We start from the raw sequence: 18,282 nt of genomic DNA on the forward strand, positions 1-18,282 counted from the left end.
AGAATGCCTGCTGGATTTTTACTTTCCTCCTCATTCTGGCGGCCACCTTACTCACTACTCTTCCTTATGCAATCCACCCAATTTCGTCGTTTGAGTGCCGCCGCCTTGCTGACTGCACTCTTGCCCCTGACCAGTGCCAGCAGCCTGAACTCCGGCCCTACCAAAGCCGCCGCACCTGTGCAGGGCGCGCAGCCCGATCCGCAGATTATAGCGCAGTTTGGCCTGCTTGATAATGCCAAGCTACAGAGCTACATCGACAGCAAAGGCATGCAGATGGGCAAAATCTCCGACCGCCCCGCAGATGTTAAGGGCTTTACCGTCGTCGATTCGCCGGTTATCAACGCTTTTGCCACGCCCGATGGCCACGTGTATTTCACCCGTGGTATTATGGCGCACTTCAATAATGAAGCGCAGTTTGCCGGCGTGCTAGGCCACGAAATCGGGCACATCACGGCTCGCCATGGCCAGAAGCAGCAAACGCGCTCTACCGTTGCCAATGGGGCTATTTTGTTGGGCTCCATATTCTCGCGGCGCATTGCCTCTATTGCGCAGCCCGCCGCGCAGGTGGTCGGGCTGGGCCTGCTTAAGTACGGCCGCGACGATGAAAACGAATCTGACCAGCTGGGCGTGAAATACTCCAGCAAAATTGGCTACGATCCGGCTTCCATGGCCGATTTCTTCCTGACGTTGCAGCGCACTGAGCAGAGCAGTGGCGCATCTCCCATCCCCACCTTTCTCTCATCGCACCCCAACTCCGCCGACCGGTATCAGAACGTAAAAAAGCTGGCTCAACAGGCCGAGCAGCAAGCCGGTCGTCAGCTAGCCGTCAACCGCGAGCAGTATCTGCGTCTCATCGAGGGCTTGCCTTACGGCGAAGATCCACGCCAGGGCTACGTAGAATCCGGCACCTTTTACCACCCTGATTTAAAATTCAGCTTTCCCATTCCTTCGGGCTGGAAGTCGCAGAATTCGCCTTCGCAGTTTCAGATGGGCGAGCCCAATGGTAAGGCCGTCTTGGTGTTGTTGCCTGCCCCCGGCAACTCCCTCGATGCCGCCGCGGAAGCCTTGGTGAAGCAGCTCAGCTTGCAGTCGGCCCAGGCCCAGCGCACTACTATCAACAGCTTTCCCGCTATTGCCATCCAGGCCGACCAAGTGCAACAGGCGCAAAACGGGCAGCAAGGCGTAAGCGCCCGCACGTTGTCTTACCTTATTCAGGATGGCCAGACCATCTATGCATTAGTCGGCCTCACATCGCCTGCCGATTTCAATACGTATGCTCCCCAGTTTCAGCGTAGTGCCCAAGGTTTCGCCCGCCTCACCGACGCTAGCAAACTGAACCGTCAGTCGGAGAAAATCCGCATCAAAACGGCGGCTAAAGCTACCACGCTGGCCCAAGCGCTTGCCGCCAACGGTATTCCTACCGCGCGCCGCGAGGAACTCGCCGTGCTGAACGGCATGAAGCTGACCGATCCGCTTAGCGCCGGGAGTTTGTATAAGGTGGTGGGAAAGTAATCCCAGACTAAGGTTAACAAAACGAGAGAATATCACATTAGTGCATATTCTCTCTCGTTTTGTCTTCGGTAACATTTGATAAAATGAATTTCTTAACTTTTACTATATGATAGTATTTATTGTGAAACTTATCAATATTCACTATCCCTGCTAAGTGCACGGTATCTACACGTTCTACTAGATCATCTTCTTCTTTAAAATAATTTTTCTCTTCGAGCGTCAGTTGAACAGCTGTTATATATTGACGTTTAGCGTGGTTTGATTCCTCAGCAATATAGAAAGAGTCGGAAGTAGAAACCCAGGCCGATTCAATAATGTCAAATTGATAAATATTAGGATTTACACGTCTTGCTATTGGTGCTTTAATATTATTCAGATTCTCCCATAGATTGAGAGTGTCATTAATTACACATGGAATAAAGTAATCAAAACTTCCATGATTGCGAGCACTGTCTAATACTAATATTCCATTCTCATGAATGTACTCCTTTCGCTGACTGCAATTTGAAAAGCAGATAGTTAGTGACAGGATTAAAATAAGTAGCTTCATGATTGGCTTGGTTGAATAAAATTAAAACGCCCCGACCAAATAATGGCCGGGGCGTTTAAGTTACAGAGCCGCCGAAGAAGTTGCAGCTTTTGTGTCTGTCATGCAGAGCGGCGCGAAGCATCTCGCTCGCGTCGTTATATTACTAATCCTGCGTCAGCACGCGAGATGGTTCGCTACGCTCTGTATGACGTTCTGAAGAACTATGCCTTCTTCAAAAACTCAGTTTTCAGCACCATGGTGCTGCCGCCCGCGCGGCCTTCAATTTCCTGAGGGCTGTTGGTGAGGCGGATGTTTTTTACCATCGTGCCGCGCTTTAGCGTGAGCGACGAGCCTTTTACTTTCAAATCTTTAATGAGTGTAACGGAGTCGCCTTCGTTGAGTAGGGTGCCGTTACTGTCTTTTACGTCCATGGGGGGCTTTTTTAAGGTTGTCGTGTGCGTGCGCTGGCTTGCCCTTCAACGATAGTGGTCCTACGACATTGGAGTCGTAGGACCACCGCAGGCATCCGCAACGTCTGGAAATCCGTGGATCAGACGTTGAAACGGAAGTGCATGATGTCGCCATCCTGCACCACGTATTCCTTGCCTTCCACGGCCATCTTGCCAGCTTCTTTGATCTTGGCTTCTGTCTTATAGTTCTGATAATCAGGCAGCTTGATTACTTCGGCGCGGATAAAGCCTTTCTCGAAGTCGGAGTGGATGACGCCGGCAGCCTGGGGGCTTTGTCGCCGCGATGAATGGTCCAGGCACGTACTTCTTTTACGCCGGCGGTGAAGTAGGTAATCAGGTTCAGCAACTCGTAGCTAGCGCGAATGAGGCGGCTCAAACCGGACTCTTTCAGGCCATATTCACCCAAAAACATCTCCTTTTCCTCGGGGTCTTCCATCTCCGCAATCTGCGATTCGATGGCGGCCGAAATCGGCACTACCTCAGCGTTTTCGCTTTTCACGTACTCGCGTAGGGCGTCCAGGTGCTTGTTGCCGGTGCGAATAGCAGCTTCGTCCACGTTGGCCACGTAGATAACGGGCTTAATGGTGAGCAACTGCAAATCTTCTACAGCCTCCAACTCGTCGGCATCAGCCTGGAGGGAGCGGGCATTCTGACCGGCTTCCAGGTGCTCTTTGAAGCGTTGCAGGGCCGCTACTTCTTTCTTGGCTTTGGCATCGCCAGCTTTGGCTGAGCGCTCCGACTTAATCAGCTTCTTATCGATGCCTTCTAAGTCTTTGAGCTGCAACTCCGTGTCGATAACTTCTTTGTCGAATACGGGATCAACGGAGCCGGCTACGTGCACGATGTTGGGGTCATCGAAGCAGCGGACAACGTGAATGATGGCGTCAACCTCGCGTATGTTGGCCAGGAACTTATTGCCCAAGCCTTCACCTTTGCTGGCGCCTTTTACGAGGCCGGCAATGTCTACGAATTCAATAACCGTGGGCAGCACGCGCTCCGGGTTTACCAGCGCTTCGAGTATCTGAAGGCGCTCATCGGGCACGGTGATGATGCCTACGTTCGGCTCGATGGTGCAAAAAGGATAGTTGGCCGATTCGGCCTTGGCATTCGAGAGGGCGTTGAATAGCGTGGACTTACCCACGTTCGGCAAACCGACGATTCCGCAGCGGAGACCCATTCTTTGTAAGTTTTGAGGGATGAATAGTAAGGGTTGAACTGGCCTTGGGGGGCAAATTCGAGGGGCAAAGGTACGGGTTGTTCACCGGGAAAGCACGGTGAGCCAACGATATGCGTACGAGGCCCCTTGCGGATAGCAAAACGGCGCGCTTTGGCCGAAACCAAAGCGCGCCGCGCGCTAAATAAATAGAGAAGTAAAAGCTTGTTTCGCTAGGCTGGCTTAATAAGTAGTGTCGGTGGTGTTGCCGTTGTAGGGCTCGTCGTTGTAGGCGGGGCGGGGGCGGTCTAGCTCGGCTACCTCTTCCTCCGTCAATAACTCTTCGCGCACATAATCCACGGCATCTTGCAGGGCATCTACAAACTTGGCAAAATCTTCCTTGTACAGGAAGATCTTGTGCTTCTCATACGAAAAGGTGTCGTCGTCGCGGAGCTTGCGCTTACTCTCGGTGATGGTGAGGTAATAGTCTTGGCCGCGCGTGGCTTTCACGTCGAAGAAGTACGTGCGTTTACCAGCTTTAATGCGCTGCGAATAAATTTCTTCCTGATCGTGACGGTCTTCCACGGTTCCTTCGGTAAAGTTTTCTTATTAAATAGTTGAATGGCCGACCAAAGTACTCTTCTCGAATGGGATATAAAAATTTAAATCTTAGGTTTTTGAATGAAAAAGCCCCCCAAAGTAGGAGCAGCTCGGCTGTGGGTGCGAGCAGCGGTAACCACCACTAGGGGCGATTCGCTACGTATCTTTACTCTGCTTCTTATAATCTGTACAAGAAATAACTGTTAGTAAAGGGACGTCATGCAGAGCGCAAGCGAAGCATTCCGCGTGTTTTCCTTAGGCAATCTCAAAAGCATTATATCCCTAATTGCATATGGCTCAACCCCTTGATTTAGCTGCCGTCAGCTCGTTTGAGAATCTGGAGTTTCTGGCCCGTCAGCTGGTCGAGGGCTTTATTACGGGCTTGCACCAGTCGCCGTACCACGGCTTTTCGGTGGAGTTTTCGGAGCACAGGCTCTACAACCCCGGCGAAAGTACCCGCCACCTCGACTGGAAAGTGTTTGCCCGTACCGATAAGCTGTTTGTGAAGCGCTACGAGGAGGAAACCAACCTGCGCTGCCACTTGCTGCTCGATGTATCGCCAAGTATGTATTACCCAGCGCCGGGCAACGACAAGCTGCGCTTTTCTATTCTGTGCGCCGCCGCCCTTATTACTCTGCTCCAGAAGCAGCGCGATGCCGTGGGCTTGGTCACGTTTGCCGATCAGGTAGAATTACAAACACCGGTTCGCTCCACCAGCACCCACCGCCACACGCTGCTCCTGACACTGCAACAATTGCTGGAAAGGCCCCCCACGCGCCGCGTTACCGATGTAGCGCACGTTATCCATCAGATTGCCCAGCAGATTCCTAAGCGCTCCTTGGTGGTGCTCTTTAGCGATATGCTGGGCCGTGCGCCGGAGGAGCAAACGACCATGTTGGCGGCTTTGCAACACCTGCGCCACCAGCATCATGAGGTATTGCTGTTTCACATCATGGACCGCGCCACGGAGTCGGAGTTTGCCTTTGCCGACCGTCCGTATCTGTTTGAGGACATCGAAACCGGAGAGCAAATCAAGCTTCAACCCAATCAGGTGCGCGACCAGTATCGCGCCGCCATGCAGCGCTACGAGCAGGAATTGGCCCTGCGCTGCGGACAGTACAAAATTGATTTCGTGCCGGTAGATATCCGGGAGCCGTTTGATAAGGCCCTCTATGCGTACTTGGTGAAGCGGGGAAAAGTGCGGTAAAAAAGCCCCCCAGCGGGAGAAATACGGTTACTTCTCTGGTTTTGGGGTAGTTGGCAACGACTGCCACAAGTACTTGCAGGCCAACGTTCGATATGGCCGCCAGTCTTCCGCTATGTGCGTAATGCGGCGTAGCAGCGGCCGGCCAGTTTCTTCCAGCTGGTAGGCGCGGCGCATTGCGTTTTGCACGCCTAAATCACCTTCGGGAAACACGTCGGGCTGATCTAAGGCGAACATCTGAATCATCTGGGCTGTCCAGCGGCCTACGCCGCGAATGGCGGTAAGATGATTCGTGAGTTCCTCCTCTGTCAAGCCTGCAATGAAGGTGTATTCAAGCTTGTCTTGGAGAGAAAATTCGGCAATAGCCCGCAGATAGCCCGCTTTCTGGCGCGATAATCCAGCGGCGCGCAGCTCATCATCGCTCATCAGCACCAGCACGCTGGGCTCCGGATAGCCATCAGGCCGAAACAAGGCTTCTACCTTTTTCCAGATGGCCGCCGCGGCTTTCGTCGAAATCTGCTGGCTGACAATTGCTTTGATCAGCGCCAGATAAATGTCCTCATGGGGGCGGGGCTCAACGGGGCGGCAACCATCGATAATGGCAGCCAGGATGGGGTCGCGGCGCAGGTGCGCCACAGCCGCTTCGTGGGAAAAATCAGGGAGCAACATAAAATCGAAAGCTGATTTAACGAAAGCTGATGTCGGTGCGGTGCGTATCGACGGCAATGTATTCCAATACTTCGCCATCCGGAGTCAGTTTCACACCCGTAAGACAGTTGCCCATATAGGCGCCTGTATCAATGTAGAGGGCTTGGTGGGCCGCATCGAAGGCCGGCCGGCAATCCTGGGTGGGCGTGTGGCCAACTATCTGCAAGCGGCCAATATTGCGCAAGGGTCCCCGACGCCATAATACGCCGTCCTGATCATCCTCGTCCAACGGGTTGGGTGTGCTGGCCAGGCCTGCGTGGCTCACAAACATGGCTTCGTTTTCCCAGTACAAAGGGCGCTGAGCCAGCCAGATAAGGTGCGGCAGCTGCAAGTGAGCCTGCGTAGTATACTGCTCCAAGGTTTCGCGCCCGCCCCACTCCAGCCAGCTTGGATACGGGCCTTGGGGGCCATAATATTTCAGCATTCCCGCTTCGTGGTTGCCTTTCAAAAATACAGTCTGCTTGGGGTGCTTCAGGTTGAGAGAAATGGCGGCGGCTACTGTTTCGGGCGAGAAGTTACCCCGATCCACGAGGTCGCCCACCTGAATGAGGATTTCCCGGGCCGGGTTCCAGTGCTGCAAGAGCTCCAGAAAGGTGAAATAACAGCCATGCACATCACCAACTATAAACAGGTTCATACGGAAGCAATCAAGCGAAAAGCCGGAGGTCAAAACGAAACCTCCGTGGGGCCGCCCACATACCTGCTGCTGCACCACAGGGGAGCTTCGCGGAATGGGTGAGCAAAAGTAGCACAAACCCTAGTTGTTGCCTTGTTCTTCTGTCGGCACTTCAGGAATAGATTAGCCTAGCTATCTCACCAGTAAATCACCGGAGGAATATCACGTGCCAGCCAGCGGCAATAACCATCTTATTGTTACTGCTCCCCATGAATGCTGCATGCAATGATAAAGTCAGGACCAAAAAAGCCCCCCAGCTCTCTATCAGGCTACTGGGGGCTTTTTTATGGTAGGATCAGAGGCCCAGATAGCTGGGGAAATGTTCTGGGTACGAATGCACATCAGGCACCCTGTTGCTCATTTATCGTTTTTTAGACTCGTAAATTTGCTTTTTCCTCCGTATTGCTCTTTTGCCCGAGCACCAACGACCCTTTCAATGCCCACATTTTACCGAAGAGTTATTAGCCCTATCCGCGATTTATCAGAAAGTGGAAAGCTTTCGGGCCTGCTGTTGCTGCTGGCTACGGTATTTTCGTTGGCAATCAGCAATTCGGCTTTGGGCGAAAGCTATTTGCGCCTGTGGGAAACGCACATCGGTATTGCTCCGCTTGAGAAAACCGTGTCCCATTGGATAAATGATGGGTTAATGGTCATCTTTTTCTTTTTGGTAGGACTGGAAATCAAGCGCGAAGTGCTCTACGGGGAACTGACCAATTTGCGGGCGGCCCTATTGCCAGTAGTGGCGGCTGTGGGCGGCGTCACGGCGCCGGCCCTCATCTACTTACTATTTACCACGGGCACCGACCTAACGCACGGCTGGGCAGTGCCCACCGCTACAGACATCGCTTTTTCGCTAGGTATTCTCTCGCTGCTCGGGGATCGGGTGCCATTTAGCCTACGCATTTTCCTCACGGCGCTGGCCATTATCGATGATTTGATGGCGGTCGTGATTATCGCAATTTTCTATACCGCCGATCTGAATATGACCTACTTGCTCGGTAGTGTAGGCATATTAGCAGTTCTAGTAGCGCTAAATCGGTTGAAAATAGGTTGGTTGCCGCTTTACTTTTTGCTGGGTCTAGCCTTGTGGTATTGCGTGCTGAAATCGGGGGTGCACGCTACCATTGCAGGAGTATTGCTCGCGCTTACTATTCCTACCGATGCTATTGAGCGAATTGAGCACGCCTTGCAAAAGCCGGTCAGCTACATTATTCTGCCCGTGTTTGCCTTGGCTAATACGGCCATTATCCTCTCCGTCGATACGCTGCGTGAATTAACATCGCCATTGAGCTTGGGTATCGCGCTGGGGCTGCTTTTGGGCAAACCCATCGGAATTTTTGGGGCCTGCTGGCTCATGATTAAAACCGGAATGGCTTCTTTGCCGGCTAACGTGAACTGGCGGCGCTTGCTGGGGCTGGGCTTTACGGCTGGCATCGGCTTCACGATGGCAATATTTATCGCCAACCTTTCATTCTCCGATGCCAGCCGCATTGACCTAGCCAAACTCGCCGTCATTTTAGGCTCTATTCTTTCTGCCTTGGTCGGTATTTTTCTGCTGCGTCCGCGCCCAGATATGGTGGCCGCAACAGCTGACAAACCTAAGCTGGTGAAGGAAGCCTAAGCACTGACCGTCGCTACGGGCACGGAAGCTAATGCTGCTTCTATTCGAGTCACCATAGCATCATCGATATCGAGGTGGGTTACGAAGCGAATCATCTGGGGGCCAAATGATGACGCCCGAATACCTTGCTCTTCCAGATGCTCCAGGAAAGCTTTAGAGGACATGTCATCGGCCAGCCGGAAGATGAGCAGGTTAGTTTCGACGGGCAGCACCTCCGCTACATAGGGCTGGCTTTGGAGAACTGCACTCAACTGGAGGGCGCGACGGTGGTCGTCGGCTAGGCGCGCTACGTTATGCTCCAGTGCGTACAATCCGGCTGCCGCCAGATAGCCCGCCTGCCGCATACCGCCGCCCATCACCTTCCGAATGCGCTTCGACTTTTGAATCAACGCTTTACTGCCCAATAACACAGAGCCAACCGGTGCTCCTAAGCCCTTCGACAAGCACACCGAGATAGAATCAAAGTACTCGCCGTATTCCTGCGCTGATTGGCCAGTGGCAACCAAAGCGTTATAAACGCGGGCGCCATCCAAGTGTAAACTCAAACCATGACGACGCGTCACCTCGGCAATTTGCTGGATGCTTTCCATGGAGTAGCAGCTGCCGCCGCCGCGGTTACTGGTGTTTTCGAGGCACACGAGGCGGGTATCTGGGTAGTGCACGTTGTTGGCGGGCCGAATAGCCGCTTCCACCTGCGCCGCGGAAATGCGACCCCGGTCGCCGGGGAGCAGGGCCGTAGAGGCACCCGAGTGAAAGGCAATACCACCCACTTCCCACAGATAGACGTGGGCGGTCTGCTCGCAGATAACCTCAGCTAACGGCTCCGTCTGCGCTTTAATAGCAATCTGATTGGTCATGGTGCCGGAAGGACAAAACAAGCCGGCCTCCAAGCCAAACTGAGCAGCGGCCGTTGCTTCTAGCTCCCGCACGGTTGGGTCTTCTTCGTACACATCGTCGCCGACCGGGGCGCGGAACATGGCCTCCAGCATAGCCGGCGTCGGACGGGTGACAGTGTCGGAGCGCAAATCGATAATAGGTTCAGACATAGGGCTTGGGCGTGAGAATACAGATATACAAACGATGGTTTCAGGATTCAAAAATAAGACTTACTTTTGCCCCTCCTTTACAAATCGACTTTAACCGACCCGGATATGAGCGTCACCCGACTGAAGCGTAAGCACCGCAAGAACATTGCGCGTCAAAATAACAAGCAGCGTATCATTAAGCAGCTACTCCTCACGCCCGTTCTGAAGAACGTGGACATCGAAGAGCTGAAAGCCAGCTTCAATGGCGGTGCTGCCCCTGCCCAATCTGCAACGAAGGCTGAAAAAGCTGCTGCCCGCTCGCAAAAGCAGGCCGATGCTAACGCTGCTGATGCCGCTGCCCAGTCAGCTCCTACCCAGTCGGTAGAAGCCAATCAGACCGGTACGGAAGGCTTCGACGAAGCTGAAGCTGTTACCAAGCCAGTAAACGAAGACGGCCAGGAAGGCGACAAGCCAAAGCCTGAAATTGCCCTCTAAATCGGCCTGCCACCGGCGTCGGTTGGCTCAATAATTTACAAAAAGCGTCTTTCTTGCAAAGGAAAGACGCTTTTTCGTTGCAGACTTAGTCAAAGTAAATTTTTATTTTGGACCTAATTCTACCACTTGTAACTTTTGAATTTTGCCCCCCAGTACCTCAAATAGCAGCAGCGTACGCACTTTATGAAAGCCATGCCTCCCAGCAGCTCCCGGATTCAAGTGTAGTAGCCCCAGCTTCGGGTCGGGCATAACTTTGAGAATGTGCGAATGACCGCTAATAAATAAGCCAGGATGCTCTTGGGCAAGCAGTAGCCGAGCGGCCGGACTGTAGTGCCCCGGATAACCACCAATATGTGTCATGAGCACGCGCAAACCCTCTAGCTCAAACGATTGGACCAGCGGTTGGGTGCGACGCACATCCTGCCCATCGATGTTGCCGTAAACGCCGCGTAGGGGGGCGATTTCTGCCAATTCCTCCGCTACCGCAGCAGTTCCGAAGTCGCCGGCGTGCCATATTTCGTCGCGGCCAGTAAGATGATGGCAGATACGCTCGTCGAGGTAGCTGTGCGTATCAGATAGTAAGCCAATTTTCTTCATTTAAAGTAGGAATAGGGTAGGAGGCAACGGGGTATAAACTGCATAAAACGTCGAATACGGCTCAAAATCAAGCGGTAATAGTTGAAACAGCCATATTCACCAACTCTTAAACATACTACCTCGTATCTTGCCCATCCATTAAGTAATTTTCGTTTGCGGATATTTATCCGCTGTTTTATGGCAAGCTTTGCCTGATTTTCTCTTTCCGCCCTCTCTTCATATTGCCCTCCGATGAATGTGTTCATCAACGACATTCCGCTGATCATCAAGAAGAACAGCGAGAAAGTGTACAAGCACCGCTACGACCTGATTCTGAATGCGGAAGATGAATTTATCTCCAAGGATCTGGTAGGCGACGTGCTGGTACGCGACGTGACCGACGTCTTCGTCGATCGATTATTGCGGCTGATGGAGGTGAAAAAGCTGAAAAAGCTTACTTCGTTGACGCTGCTGGCCCGCAAAAAAAAGCGTCTCATTCTGCATCTTAAAGACCAGTTCCGAATCGTGAAAGCGGCCGGGGGCTTGGTGGTAAAAGATGGCATGGTGCTGATGATATATCGACTTGGTAAGTGGGATTTGCCCAAGGGCAAACTCAAAAAGGATGAAGATCCGGCTTTAGGCGCCCTGCGCGAAGTAGAGGAGGAGTGCAACGTAAAGGTTGAGCTAGGCGAAGAGTTGCCTAGCACTTGGCACTCCTACGCCTACAATGGCAATAAAATTCTGAAGAAGACGAATTGGTACGTGATGAACTGCCTCGACGATTCGCTTATTAAGCCCCAGGCCGAGGAATATATTGAGGAAGTGCGCTGGATGACGCCCCAGGAGGCGCTAGCGGTACTTTCTGAATCCTATGCTTCTATCACGTTAGTCGTGCGCCACTACCTGAGCGAAAAGGTTGGCACGACCTCTGCCGAAGAAGCTCCCGCGAAGTAGCATCTTCGCTCTGTGGGAGCCTATGCGTTTATTTTACCCGTCAGTTTTTGCAGTACTAGTCTTGAGCGCGGGGGCCTGTACCCGCTCGCAGCCGCCGAGTGAAATAAAGCCCCCCGCCGCGGTAGCGCCCTCCGTTACACTTCCGGTAGCCGTAGACCTGCCTTCTTTAGTGGGCTATTCGATTGAAGAAATTCGCGAGCGCCTTGGCGCACCCCGCGAAACCCAGGCGGAGCCGCTTGCTGTCCAGCCGAAGCCACGCAATAGCAAGTCGCTTCGCATCAAAGACGAGGGCTGGATAAACACGTTTGAGACAGGAGGCGTTACGCTCATTGTTACTTTCAACGCCCGCACTCGTAAAGTGCGCGATATCGTGATGACGGGTAATAATGAAGAAGAACTCATGCAGCGCGGTAACCTGACCTTGACGGCTCCCTCGTACATCGTGCTACCGGTATTCGCTCCTGAGACAGCCACCCAATTATCAGGCGTACGGGTAATTAAGCGTCGTTAGGACGCAGTAGGTGCTTCGTAGGCGGGCAAGCTGAAGGGCACAAAGCTGTCCACATTGCCACCGAAGCGATGCACCTCCCGGATGATGGTGCTGCTAATGGCCGCCAAGGCCGGCGCCGTAATCAGAAACACGGTTTCCAGTTCCGGATTCAGGTGGCGGTTGGCCTGCGCGATGGTATTCTCATACTCAAAGTCGGTGGTGTTGCGCAGCCCGCGCAATAAGTATCGTGCCCCTACTTCCCGGGCGAAGTCGGCGGTCAGACCTTTGTAAGAGCGCACGGATACACGCGGCTCATCCCGAAAAACCTCTTCAATCATCGCCACCATTTGCTCTACGGGCAGATAGCGGCTTTTACTGCTGTTGTTGCCGATGGCAATAATAACCTCGTCGAACAAATTTGCCCCCCGGCGCACTACATCAAGATGACCATTGGTAAACGGGTCAAAGGAGCCGGGAAACAAGGCAACGCGGGTTGTCATAGGTATGCTGGTTTGTGCTAATGCGGATTCTGTGCAATAGCTGTCAGGGTGAAAACTTCTGACTTTTCTGTGGAATTAATGATCGGCGTTACTCGCAAAGATGCAGGCTGTACAGCTCAAAATAGCGGTATTCAAACACTTCATTCAGTCGATAGCTGTACGACAGATCCAGCGGACGATTGCCAAACTTGAGGTGGCGAATGTATTTGCGCAGGATAGTGAATAGCTCGGAGTGGTGCATCAAATCGCCCCACAGCACCACGGGGTCCTGGTCAGGGTTGAGCTGGAGTTCCTGCATCACCAGGATAGTGTAGTAGATGAGGTCCTCGGCAGTGGTGAAGGCAAACGTGTTGCAAAACTCCGGACGCTTACCGCGCACGGCTACTATCGTTACTTCCTGGTAACCAATGCTCAGGTACAGGCGGCGGGGAGTGGCCTGCTGACTCTGGTGTACGACACCTTCGAGCAAGGCGCTGGTTTGGTGAATAAGGCGACCCGTCGGATATACGCTGCGAAACCACTCAGCAAGAGCCTTTTCGACTGCAAACACGCTTACCATCTCTAGGCCCGGATGCGTGTAGTGATGTACCGTTTCGTGGCCCGGATCAAAGGTATGGTGGAGCTGCAGATAACGGCCCTCGTCGCCGGCCCGGAAGAGGGGCTGAGGCAACTGCGTGAAATGACGGTTCTGCACCGCTAACCGAACGTGGTTCCAGCCCGCCTGACCCACCAGATCGTGCTGGGCAGCCAAGGTGCGAAATTGGCCAGCCAGCGAGGTGGCTGAAAGTGCGGAATACTCTTCTAACACTACAAACTTATTGCGACGCACATCGGCCACGCCTACGCGCAAGCCAGCGGGCCCCGCTGTGAGGTAAAGGTTGTAAGTGCCTAGTTGGGCAGCATCGAAGGTCTCGTCGCGCAGATCGAGCAGGGAAGTAGGCGACGAAGAGGAAAAGGTAGGGGAGGAAGCGGACACGGCAGAAAGGGCAATAAGCGCCAGGTAGACCGCTAAAGGTAAGAAGGCAAATGGCTACGTAGCTAAAAAGATAACCGCCCAAAGAAGCAAGCATTGGCTAACTAGTTCATTAGCGACAGATCTTATTATCAAAAAAGCCCCCAACGCCATGTGCTGGGGGGCTTTTTTAGGAAAATTCACAGCCAGTTACTTGAATTGGATATGCGGAATGTACAGGTCGTCGGGGCTGATGATTTGGTGCAAGATGGGGTGCACATGCGGCAAGGGCATGGCCACCAGTTGCCGCGGCGTAATAAATGCCAGCTGCGTAAGCAGCTGCGCATCAGTAGCGTGCTCAGGATCGGTGCCGAGTTTGGGTACGGCAGTGGCGTCCACGGGCTTTACCTCAAAGAATAGCTCTAACGCCTGCAGGTTGTTGCTCCGAAACTCGTGCAGGTGCAGAAAACGCCCCACCGTAATCGCTAATCCGGTCTCCTCCTGAAACTCCCGCACCAAGCATTCCTTTACCGACTCGCCAAAATGCCAGCCGCCGCCCGGGGGCGACCAAAAGAGTGCAGTATTGGGCAGCCCACGGTGGGCAGTAAGCAGTATCGCGCCTTGGTGCACGAGCAGGCCGCAAACGCGCACGCGCACTTGGCCATTGTAAGCGTTTAGCAAGTCGGGGTGTGATTCGGAGGGCATAATGGGGTTGGAGGGGCCGCCCAAAAGGCGGTATCTTTGACTATTGATGCCTCCTACGCAAAACTCCGCCCCATCGCCCGATTTGGTCGCCCGAATCCGGCAAAAGCTCACCCGCCAACAGTTTATGCACCACATCGGTGCCGACCTAACGCTCATCGAACCTGGCCGCGTCGAAGCTGAACTTCCCCTCGAACTCCTTCATCAACAGCAGCGCGGCTTCGTGCATGGCGGCGTCATCGCCACTATGGCCGATTTGGTAGCCGGTTTTGCCGGCGTTACGCTCATCCCGGACAATTATGGCATGGTAACGGCCGACCTGAAAGTGTCTTACCTAAATCCGGGCGTTGGGAAAAAAATCGTGGCTAAAGGGTGGGTGCTAAAAGCTGGCCGCCGCCTTCATTTTTGCGAGGCCGAAGTTTGGTGCGACGACGTGCTCATTGCCAAAGCCACCGCGACGATGGCGGTAATTGAACCTCAGTAGATAATTTGATGGTCGCTGATCCGAATAAGGCTTTAAAAGCAATCCACAAACTGCTAGTGCACGGCAGAATTTTAGCTCATGAAGGGCTCAAGGGGGCGGAACTAGTTGATTTTTTTGATACCCTAGAATATCTGCCAGCACTTATGTTGGAACGAGATGATAAAAGCGCATGGTTTGGTGAGTATCTGAAAGAGATATGCTTAAGGTTTAGATGTGACCACATTTATCTGCGATACATTGAATAATCGCTAGCAATGTTTCTGCTTTTGAATCACAGTTTTCATTATAAATATGCTTACCGTCCGCACGCCTTCTGTCCGCGATTATTTTCCGTACGAACCCACCCAGGATCAGGCGCAGCTTTTCCGACAGCTCGATGAGTTTCTGAAAGATGATCTGCCTGGCCGTAAGGTATTTGTATTGCGTGGCTACGCGGGTACGGGCAAAACCACCGTTGTTAGTGCGTTGGTGCAATGGCTGCATCAGCTAGGCCGCAAATACACACTGATGGCTCCTACGGGCCGCGCCGCGAAGGTGATGAGCGCATACTCAGGCGTTGCGGCCAGCACCATTCACAAGAAGATTTACCGCCAGACCTCTGGCTCACCTTCCGAAAGCCTGAGTTTTCAGCGCCAGCCCAACCGCACCGCTGATACGCTGTACATCGTGGATGAGGCCTCCATGATTTCCGACGAAAAAGCCTTCGGCGAAAATGGCCTGCTCGATGATTTGCTAGGCTACGTGTTCGAAAAGCCGACTAATCGTCTACTCCTTATTGGTGATACGGCCCAGCTGCCCCCCGTAGGCCAGCTACTCAGCCCCGCCCTCGACCCGGAGCTGCTGGCGGCGCGCTTCCGGGCGAAGGTAGATTCGGTGGAGCTTCGTCAGGTAATGCGACAAGCGGAGGAATCGGGGATTCTGGTGAATGCGACCATTCTGCGGGAAGAGTTGCGGGAGGAAAAGCCGCATATTCAGTTTCACACTCGCGGCTACTCCGATATTTTTCCGGTGGGGGGCGAAAAGTTGGAAGATGGCCTACGGTGGGCCTACAAAAACTTCGGGCACGAGAACACGACCATCATTTGCCGTTCCAACAAGAACGCCAATATGTATAACCAGCACATTCGGCACGCGCTGTTTGGGGCGGAGGAGGAAATAGAAGCCGGCGACTATCTCATGGTGGTGCGCAACAACTATTTCTGGCTGCCCAAAGACTCCGAAATGGGTTTTCTGGCCAACGGCGACTTTGTGCAGGTCAGCAAAATCGTGCGGCGGCAGGAGGAGTTCGGTTTCCGTTTCGCCGATGCCCGCATCCGCTTCGTCGATTACCCGGATGAGGAAGAAATAGAGGTGAAGCTGATGCTGGATACGTTGCACACCGAGTCGCCAGCCCTGCCCGCCGACCGCAGCAACGCGCTGTATCAGACCATTTCGGCCGATTACGCGCATCTTGGCACGAAGCGCGAGAAAAGCGCGGCTCTACGCAAAGATCCGTATTTGAACGCTTTACAGGTAAAATTTGCTTATGCCCTTACCTGCCATAAGGCGCAAGGCGGACAGTGGCAGGCGGTATTCGTTGACCACGGATTTTTGAAAGAAGACATGGTAAACGCCGAATTTGCCCGCTGGCTGTACACAGCCGTCACGCGCGCTGCCGATCGGTTATTTTTGCTTAATTTCAATAGTAAGCTACTAGCCGATTAAGTAAAAACGTATTACTGACTTGGGGTAAGCAGTTTGGCTACGCCTCCCGTATCTGGAATTGATAACTCATATATTTGTACCTCTCAACACTTTAAGCATTCAACTCATGAAAAAAGCCCTTGTTCTGGCATTGTCGCTTTCGCTGGCTGGCTTCGCTGCCCAAGCCCAAACAGCGGCCATAAAGCCGGCCAACGCTCAGCAAAAAGTAGCTGGCCCGCAGATTCAGTTTGAAGAAATGAAGTACGACTTCGGCAGCGTGAAGCAGGGCGACATCGTAGAGCACGTGTTCAAATTCAAGAACGTGGGTACTGCGCCGCTTGTCATTGCCAACATCGGCACCACCTGCGGCTGCACCGTGCCTGATTGGACGAAGGAGCCCATTATGCCCGGCAAATCGGGTACTGTGACGGCTAAGTTCAACAGCGCCGGCAAAATGGGTATGCAGAATAAAGTGCTTACCGTAGAGTCGAATTCAGCTGGTGGAAACACGATGGTAGCGCTGGTAGGCGAAATTAAAGATGCCGCAACCGCTACAACCGAAGCTATACCCGCCAAAACCGACGTCTCGGCTGGAGAAGGCGATGTCAAGCAAAAAACCAAGATGAACGACAGCAAAATCAAAGCGAAGCGCAAGTCTTCGTAAGGATCAGGTCACAAAAAAGCCCCCAGCAGTTCTATGAGCGTCTGGGGGCTTTTTTGTGTATTGACGCGAGTCAGAAACTCGTGCTTATAGTTGGCGCGCCGCCCACAATAGTCGCAGCCAGCCAGCAATCAGCAGTAGGCCGCCAATGGGCGCAACGGCGCCCATCTTGGTGATGCCCGTAAAGCAAAGGGTGTACAGGGAGCCGCTGAACAGCAAAATGCCCCCCAGAAACAGCCAAGCGGTTAAGCTCAGTCCGCGAATGTCGGGACGCATGGCCAGCAAAATACCCACGGCCAGCAGCGCCAGCGTATGATAAAACTGATAGCGCACGGCCGTTTCAAACGTATCGAACCGGCCGGTTTCTTCCAGCATCTTGCGTAAGCCGTGTGCCCCAAAGGCGCCGATACCGACGCCCAGGGCACCAAGCAAAGCCGCGATTTGAAGAATTAAGCGAGCCGTCATAGTAGATCGGATAGGATGTGTCGTGTGATGGAGAAGCGGTTTTTGAACGAGGAAAGAAAGCGGCTATTGAGCTTAAATCTTGCTGTTAGCCTTGCGGAGTTGGCCGGGCACCAAAAATAGCGCTGCCCACCCTGATAAGCGTGCTACCTTCTTCAATAGCCAGCTTATAATCGGCGCTCATACCCATCGAAATCTCCTGGAACGCGGGCTGGGGGGCAAAATACCGCTCCTTCAGTAACTCAAAGTAGCCCCGCAGCTCCCGAAACTCGTGGCGTAGCTGATTTTCATCGTTGGTGAAGGTGGCCACGCCCATCACACCTGTTAGCTGCACGTGCTGCAAAGTGCGGAATGCGTCCGAGTGCAGGATTTCCTCCGCTTCCGCCAAGCTCAGACCCGACTTCGTTTCTTCCGCAGCAATATGGAATTGCAGTAGTCCGTAGATAACACGGTTGTGTTTGGCGGCTTGCTTTTCGATTTCGAGCAGCAGCTTCAGGCTGTCGATACTCTGAATGGTGTGTACGAAAGGCGCGATATACTTTACCTTGTTCGTTTGCAGATGACCGATAAGATGCCATTCCACGTCGGGGGGCAAATCGGGCTGCTTGGCGGCCATTTCCTGCACTTTATTTTCGCCAAAAAGCCGCGCACCAGCATCATACACTTCGCGCAAGCGCTCTACTGGATGCGTTTTGGTGACAGCTACTAAACGGCAGTTAGTGCCTTGCAACTCGGTTTGTACGGCGTGAAAATTATCGGCGATGGACATTAATTTGAATTAGTGGTAATCAGTAATACTCAGCCTGCTAGGCAGCTATTAAATGC

21 protein-coding genes and 1 pseudogene are annotated in these 18,282 nt (G+C 53.2%); 9 read left to right on the top strand and 13 right to left on the bottom strand.

What is annotated here, in order from left to right:
• The first annotated feature begins 66 nt into the window (after positions 1–66).
• Complete coding sequence (locus tag EPD59_RS07060; protein WP_133272167.1) at positions 67–1,512, top strand: M48 family metalloprotease; 1,446 nt, start codon at positions 67–69, stop codon at positions 1,510–1,512.
• Positions 1,513–1,549: 37 nt separating this feature from the next.
• Here the strand turns inward: EPD59_RS07060 and EPD59_RS07065 are convergent, their stop codons facing one another.
• The 4 genes and pseudogenes from EPD59_RS07065 to EPD59_RS07080 form a co-directional block, all read right to left on the bottom strand.
• On the bottom strand, positions 1,550–2,062 hold the full coding sequence (locus EPD59_RS07065; protein WP_133272168.1) for a hypothetical protein: 513 nt from the start codon (positions 2,060–2,062) through the stop codon (positions 1,550–1,552).
• Positions 2,063–2,262: 200 nt separating this feature from the next.
• Positions 2,263–2,472, bottom strand: coding sequence for a zinc ribbon domain-containing protein YjdM (locus EPD59_RS07070; protein ID WP_133272169.1), 210 nt, complete (start codon positions 2,470–2,472; stop codon positions 2,263–2,265).
• A gap of 119 nt (positions 2,473–2,591) precedes the next feature.
• Positions 2,592–3,688: pseudogene (gene ychF, locus EPD59_RS07075) on the bottom strand (redox-regulated ATPase YchF).
• 219 nt (positions 3,689–3,907) lie between these two features.
• The gene (locus EPD59_RS07080) at positions 3,908–4,249 is read right to left on the bottom strand and encodes a DUF3276 family protein (protein WP_133272170.1); all 342 of its coding nucleotides are present in this window, start codon (positions 4,247–4,249) and stop codon (positions 3,908–3,910) included.
• A 307-nt stretch (positions 4,250–4,556) separates the two neighbouring features.
• Between EPD59_RS07080 and EPD59_RS07085 the strand changes: the two genes are divergently transcribed.
• Entirely contained in the window at positions 4,557–5,471 is a 915-nt protein-coding gene (locus EPD59_RS07085; RefSeq protein ID WP_133272171.1) for a DUF58 domain-containing protein, read from the top strand.
• Between the two features lie 27 nt (positions 5,472–5,498).
• Here EPD59_RS07085 and EPD59_RS07090 read toward each other — a convergent pair whose 3' ends face one another.
• Positions 5,499–6,137: a DNA-3-methyladenine glycosylase family protein gene (locus EPD59_RS07090; protein ID WP_133272172.1), complete on the bottom strand. Its 639-nt coding sequence runs from the start codon at positions 6,135–6,137 to the stop codon at positions 5,499–5,501.
• A gap of 16 nt (positions 6,138–6,153) precedes the next feature.
• A complete protein-coding gene (locus EPD59_RS07095) occupies positions 6,154–6,813 on the bottom strand; it encodes a metallophosphoesterase family protein (RefSeq protein ID WP_133272173.1) in 660 nt (219 codons plus the stop codon).
• A 475-nt stretch (positions 6,814–7,288) separates the two neighbouring features.
• On the opposite strand from EPD59_RS07095, the gene nhaA reads away from it, so the two are divergent.
• Positions 7,289–8,473 (top strand): Na+/H+ antiporter NhaA, encoded by a 1,185-nt coding sequence (gene nhaA / locus EPD59_RS07100; protein ID WP_133272174.1) that lies wholly within the window; start codon positions 7,289–7,291, stop codon positions 8,471–8,473.
• Here the strand turns inward: nhaA and EPD59_RS07105 are convergent.
• On the bottom strand, positions 8,470–9,519 hold the full coding sequence (locus EPD59_RS07105; RefSeq protein ID WP_133272175.1) for a threonine aldolase family protein: 1,050 nt from the start codon (positions 9,517–9,519) through the stop codon (positions 8,470–8,472). The genes nhaA and EPD59_RS07105 overlap by 4 nt on opposite strands.
• 105 nt (positions 9,520–9,624) lie before the next feature.
• Here EPD59_RS07105 and EPD59_RS07110 point away from each other — a divergent pair, with 105 nt between their 5' ends.
• Positions 9,625–9,993: a hypothetical protein gene (locus tag EPD59_RS07110; RefSeq protein ID WP_133272176.1), complete on the top strand. Its 369-nt coding sequence runs from the start codon at positions 9,625–9,627 to the stop codon at positions 9,991–9,993.
• Between the two features lie 102 nt (positions 9,994–10,095).
• Here EPD59_RS07110 and EPD59_RS07115 read toward each other — a convergent pair whose 3' ends face one another.
• Positions 10,096–10,590 (bottom strand): metallophosphoesterase family protein, encoded by a 495-nt coding sequence (locus EPD59_RS07115; protein ID WP_133272177.1) that lies wholly within the window; start codon positions 10,588–10,590, stop codon positions 10,096–10,098.
• Positions 10,591–10,821: 231 nt separating this feature from the next.
• On the opposite strand from EPD59_RS07115, the gene EPD59_RS07120 reads away from it, so the two are divergent.
• Positions 10,822–11,523 (top strand): NUDIX hydrolase, encoded by a 702-nt coding sequence (locus EPD59_RS07120; protein WP_133272178.1) that lies wholly within the window; start codon positions 10,822–10,824, stop codon positions 11,521–11,523.
• 22 nt (positions 11,524–11,545) lie between these two features.
• Positions 11,546–12,034 (top strand): hypothetical protein, encoded by a 489-nt coding sequence (locus EPD59_RS07125; RefSeq protein WP_133272179.1) that lies wholly within the window; start codon positions 11,546–11,548, stop codon positions 12,032–12,034.
• Here EPD59_RS07125 and coaD read toward each other — a convergent pair.
• From coaD to EPD59_RS07140, 3 genes are all read right to left on the bottom strand, one after another.
• Positions 12,031–12,513 carry a pantetheine-phosphate adenylyltransferase gene (gene coaD, locus EPD59_RS07130; RefSeq protein ID WP_133272180.1) on the bottom strand — a complete coding sequence of 161 codons (483 nt, stop codon included), beginning with the start codon at positions 12,511–12,513 and terminating at the stop codon, positions 12,031–12,033. The genes EPD59_RS07125 and coaD overlap by 4 nt on opposite strands.
• An 88-nt stretch (positions 12,514–12,601) precedes the next feature.
• Entirely contained in the window at positions 12,602–13,489 is an 888-nt protein-coding gene (locus tag EPD59_RS07135; RefSeq protein WP_165963506.1) for a DUF3822 family protein, read from the bottom strand.
• A 186-nt stretch (positions 13,490–13,675) separates the two neighbouring features.
• Positions 13,676–14,170, bottom strand: coding sequence for an NUDIX domain-containing protein (locus EPD59_RS07140; RefSeq protein WP_165963507.1), 495 nt, complete (start codon positions 14,168–14,170; stop codon positions 13,676–13,678).
• A gap of 46 nt (positions 14,171–14,216) precedes the next feature.
• On the opposite strand from EPD59_RS07140, the gene EPD59_RS07145 reads away from it, so the two are divergent.
• The 3 genes from EPD59_RS07145 to EPD59_RS07155 all read left to right on the top strand — a co-directional run bounded on the left by EPD59_RS07145 (position 14,217) and on the right by EPD59_RS07155 (position 16,998).
• Positions 14,217–14,651 (top strand): PaaI family thioesterase, encoded by a 435-nt coding sequence (locus EPD59_RS07145; RefSeq protein WP_133272183.1) that lies wholly within the window; start codon positions 14,217–14,219, stop codon positions 14,649–14,651.
• Between the two features lie 291 nt (positions 14,652–14,942).
• Complete coding sequence (locus EPD59_RS07150; RefSeq protein WP_133272184.1) at positions 14,943–16,355, top strand: ATP-dependent DNA helicase; 1,413 nt, start codon at positions 14,943–14,945, stop codon at positions 16,353–16,355.
• A 106-nt stretch (positions 16,356–16,461) separates the two neighbouring features.
• Positions 16,462–16,998 (top strand): DUF1573 domain-containing protein, encoded by a 537-nt coding sequence (locus EPD59_RS07155; protein ID WP_133272185.1) that lies wholly within the window; start codon positions 16,462–16,464, stop codon positions 16,996–16,998.
• A gap of 84 nt (positions 16,999–17,082) precedes the next feature.
• On the opposite strand, the gene EPD59_RS07160 is transcribed toward EPD59_RS07155, so the two are convergent.
• On the bottom strand, positions 17,083–17,460 hold the full coding sequence (locus EPD59_RS07160; protein ID WP_133272186.1) for a DUF423 domain-containing protein: 378 nt from the start codon (positions 17,458–17,460) through the stop codon (positions 17,083–17,085).
• Positions 17,461–17,545: 85 nt separating this feature from the next.
• Positions 17,546–18,226 carry a YggS family pyridoxal phosphate-dependent enzyme gene (locus EPD59_RS07165; protein ID WP_133272187.1) on the bottom strand — a complete coding sequence of 227 codons (681 nt, stop codon included), beginning with the start codon at positions 18,224–18,226 and terminating at the stop codon, positions 17,546–17,548.
• Positions 18,227–18,282: the final 56 nt, after the last annotated feature.

This window comes from Hymenobacter radiodurans (genome assembly GCF_004355185.1).
Lineage (GTDB): Bacteria > Bacteroidota > Bacteroidia > Cytophagales > Hymenobacteraceae > Hymenobacter > Hymenobacter radiodurans.